This is a genomic window from Burkholderia sp. (assembly GCF_018375725.1).
Lineage (GTDB): Bacteria > Pseudomonadota > Gammaproteobacteria > Burkholderiales > Burkholderiaceae > Burkholderia.
In genome coordinates this window covers 1-4107 of sequence record NZ_JAHACR010000347.1, presented here as the reverse complement: position 1 = coordinate 4107, position 4107 = coordinate 1, and the positions used below count along the sequence as shown (strand labels likewise).

The 4107-nt window shown below is 65.5% G+C and carries 3 protein-coding genes and 1 pseudogene; all 4 read left to right on the top strand.

Going from position 1 to position 4107, the window contains the following annotated elements; all coding sequences use genetic code 11:
• A pseudogene (locus KH616_RS22400) lies at window positions 1–505 on the top strand (4-deoxy-4-formamido-L-arabinose-phosphoundecaprenol deformylase); the annotation flags it as partial.
• Between the two features lie 115 nt (window positions 506–620).
• Complete coding sequence (locus KH616_RS22395) at window positions 621–1082, top strand: peroxiredoxin (RefSeq protein ID WP_292252097.1); 462 nt, start codon at window positions 621–623, stop codon at window positions 1080–1082.
• A 333-nt stretch (window positions 1083–1415) separates the two neighbouring features.
• Window positions 1416–3206 (top strand): PhoH family protein, encoded by a 1791-nt coding sequence (locus tag KH616_RS22390; RefSeq protein WP_292252096.1) that lies wholly within the window; start codon window positions 1416–1418, stop codon window positions 3204–3206.
• Window positions 3207–3454: 248 nt separating this feature from the next.
• Window positions 3455–4107 (top strand): C40 family peptidase (locus KH616_RS22385; protein ID WP_292252095.1); only part of this gene is annotated, 653 nt, incomplete at its 3' end.

The following is a 4107-nucleotide window of genomic DNA, read 5'->3' as shown; positions in this document are numbered from 1 at the left end:
GAAAAGCCACGCGCGCTTCGCCGAGATCTTCGGCGCACCGCCCGTCACGCACGGCGCTGCCGGCTGGCAGATGAACGACGCGGCGTTCGAGCAGATCGACGCGTGGGGCATGCGTTATGCGTCCGACGGCCGCGGGCATTCGCCGTATCGGCCCGTCGTCGGCGGCAAGACGCTGTCGCATGTGCAGATGCCGACGACGCTGCCGACGCTCGATGAAGTGCTCGGCGTCGACGGCGTCGATACGCACAACGTCGCCGCGCACATCCTCCAGTTCACCGAAGCCAATCCGCACGACCAGGTTTTCACGCTGCATGCGGAACTGGAAGGCCAGAAGCTCGCGCCGGTCTTCGAGCAACTGCTCGCCGGCTGGCGCGCGCAGGGTCACACGTTCGCGACGATGGGCGACTATCACGCGACGCTAGACCGCGACACATTGCCATCGTACCCTGTCACGTGGGGCGAAATTCCGGGCCGCTCCGGCGAGCTGATCGTCCAGCCCGACTAGGCTTTCCGCGGGCGAGCTTCCTGCGATTCCGCCCGTACGGCGCGGCCTGCCGCCGCGCCGACCCAGACGCAACGCGCCGACGCAACCGCACCACCGATAACAACAGGAGAAACACGTGTCCGTCGAAGTAGACCGTCAAGTTCCCGATTTCACCGCCCCGGCCACCTGCGGCGATTTTTCGCTGTCCGCGCTGCGCGGCAAAAAGCTCGTGCTGTATTTCTATCCGAAAGACAACACGCCCGGCTGCACGACCGAGGGCCTGCAGTTCCGCGATCTCTATCCGCAGTTCCAGCAGGCCGGCGCGGAAATTGCCGGCGTGTCGCGCGACAGCCTGCGCTCGCATGACAATTTCAAGGCCAAGCTCGAGCTGCCGTTTCCGCTGATCTCCGATGCCGACGAAGCGCTGTGCGCGATGTTCGACGTCATCAGGATGAAAAAAATGTATGGCAAGGAAGTGCGCGGAATCGAGCGCTCGACATTCCTGATCGACGCCGACGGCGTGCTTCGACAGGCCTGGCGCGGCGTCAAGGTTCCGGGGCATGTGGACGACGTCCTAAGTGCTGTACAAGCGCTTTGAGCCGCGTTATATTGGGCCGCAATGAATGCTTGTTCGCCCCATTTTTCTCGATGCTGCGCCGCTAGTCGTTGCGATGCCGTTTGGCACCTGACGCGCAGCACGACGGTAACAGCCGAGCCGTTTGTCCCGGTCGACGGGGCAGCGGCTTTTTTTATGGATTGCGCACGGGCATGCAGCCCGGCCCATCATCGCGTCAAGGAGCTGACCGACAACTAGGCGAACCGGCGATTCGAAATTCATGTGCGCCACCGCGCGCAAACTGTACGCGTCACAGCGCACCAGGATGCGATCAGCGGCGCATGCCATGCGACACGATTCCTCCCGAGGGACACCATGCCTTTGCCTACCCCCCCCAGCAAGCTCGGCAGCCTGCTGCCGCCCGACGAATACAAGGCGAAAGCACGGCCTGCGAAAGCCGCGACGAAAACCGCCGAAGGGGACGTTTCCGTCGCCGGTGAATACAGCCCGGCGAGCGTGGCCCAGCCGATGACACCCGCCGCGAACGCCACCGCGCCATTGCGTTCGGTCGCGCCGGCACAGGAGGCCGCGGCCGCTCCGGCGCGCGGCCGCAAGCCCCGTCAGACGGCAGCATTGTTGCAACCGGTGCCGGCACCCGCCGCGCCGGTTGCGCGCACAGAAAAACAACCCGTTGCCGAAAAACCGGCCGCCGCGCGCACGCGCGAAGCCGGCACCGCGATGAAGACGCGCAGCCGCAAGGCCGCCGAGGCCGAGACCCAGAAACTGTTCGTGCTCGACACGAACGTGCTGATGCACGATCCGAGCAGCCTCTTCCGCTTCGAGGAACACGACGTCTATCTGCCGATGATGACGCTCGAGGAACTCGACAACCACAAGAAGGGGATGTCGGAAGTCGCACGCAACGCGCGCCAGGTCAGCCGCACGCTCGACGCGCTCGTCGCCGACTCGGGCCCGATCACGGCCGGCATTCCGCTGGCACGCCTCGGCAGCCGCGAAGCGCTCGGCCGCCTGTATTTCCAGACGACGCTGACCGATATCGCGCCTGTCGAAGGGTTGCCGCAGGGCAAGGCCGACAACCAGATCCTCGGCGTCGTGCGCGCGCTGCAGCGCGACCGGCCGGATCGTCAGGTCGTGCTGGTGTCGAAAGACATCAACATGCGGATCAAGGCGCATGCGCTCGGCCTGCCCGCCGAGGACTACTACAACGACCAGGTTCTCGAGGACAAGGATCTCCTCTACTCCGGCGTGCGCGAACTGCCGCAGGACTTCTGGACGAAGCATGCGAAGGGCATGGAGAGCTGGCAGGACACGAAGACGGGCACCACGTACTATCGCGTGACCGGCCCGCTCGTCGCGTCGATGCTCGTCAACGAGTTCGTCTATCTCGAGCCGCAGAACGGCGAGCCGACGTTCCACGCGATCGTCCGCGAGCTGAACGGCAAGACGGCGCTCCTGCAAACGCTGCGCGACTACAGCCACCACAAGAACAACGTGTGGGGCATCACCGCGCGCAACCGCGAGCAGAATTTCGCGCTGAACCTGCTGATGAACCCGGAGATCGATTTCGTCACGCTGCTCGGCCAGGCCGGCACCGGCAAGACGCTCGTCGCACTCGCGGCGGGCCTCGCGCAGGTGCTCGACGACAAGCGCTACAACGAGATCATCGTGACGCGCGCCACCGTGCCGGTCGGCGAGGACATCGGCTTCCTGCCCGGCACCGAGGAAGAGAAGATGCAGCCGTGGATGGGCGCATTCGACGACAACCTCGAGGTGCTGCAGAAGACCGACGATGCCGCCGGAGAATGGGGGCGCGCCGCCACGCAGGAGCTGATCCGCTCGCGCCTGAAGGTCAAGAGCATGAACTTCATGCGCGGCCGCACCTTCGTCGACAAGTACGTGATCATCGACGAAGCACAGAACCTGACGCCGAAGCAGATGAAAACGCTCGTCACACGCGCCGGCCCCGGCACCAAGATCGTCTGCCTCGGCAATATCGCGCAGATCGACACGCCTTACCTGACAGAAGGCAGCTCGGGCCTCACGTATGTGGTCGACCGCTTCAAGGGTTGGGGGCACGGCGGCCATGTCACGTTGGCGCGCGGCGAACGCTCGCGCCTCGCCGATTACGCATCGGACATTCTGTAACACGATCCGTCGACTCGCGCCGGCTCATTCCGGCACGGTGTCCGACATGCTCACGGCGCACCGGAAACGGCGCGCCGTTTTCTTTTGCGGCCGGCAATGTACGTCGCCCGCGTTACCTACCCCGTCATTTACGCGCGGAACTTCAAGTAAATTCTCAGGAATGGTTGCCTGAGCCCCGTCCCAAGGACTACCATCGTGTCTATCTGTCGTCACACGATTGGCGAGCGCACCGCGTTCGCCCGCCTGTCATGCTCCGAATCTGGCTTCCCGTCGCCGCCGTCTCCCTGCTTGCGGCCTGCTCCAGCGTGCCGCCACAGTCGTCGCGCCCGTCGGGCATGGCGATCAAGACACCGCGCGCCTTTCCCCCGCCCGCCAATTTCCCGACCTTCGTCGACCACAGCGTCGGCCAGGAGGAAATCTCGATCCAGGCGATGAGTCTCGTCGGCGTGCCGTACCGCTGGGGAGGCAATACGCCGGACAGCGGCTTCGACTGCAGCGGACTGGTGCGCTATGTCATCGGCCGCGCGGCCGACGTCAGCCTGCCGCGTACAACCGCGGACATGAGCACCCGGGGCATGTCGATCGATCCCGACGGCGTCGCGCCGGGCGACCTGATCTTCTTCAACACGACCGGGCGGCCGCATTCGCACGTCGGTATCTATGTCGGCAAGCTGCGCTTCGTCAATGCGCCGTCGACGGGCGGCACCGTGCGGCTCGACTACCTGACGAATCCGTACTGGGCGAAGCGCTTCGACGGCATTCGCCGCGTCGCGCCGCCGCGCGCGAAGCCGACGCCGTTCGATGTGCCGACTTACGAAGCGCGGCGCAGCGAGCCCGCAGCGCCGGCCGCCGCAGCCGACCCGTTCGAACCGCCGCCGACGCGGCCAAGCGCCCCCGTCAC

What these genes read in the sequence shown, in the direction of transcription:
- KH616_RS22390 (WP_292252096.1), top strand. Translation starts at nt 1,416, where the DNA reads ATGCCTTTGCCTACCCCCCCCAGCAAGCTCGGCAGCCTGCTGCCGCCC.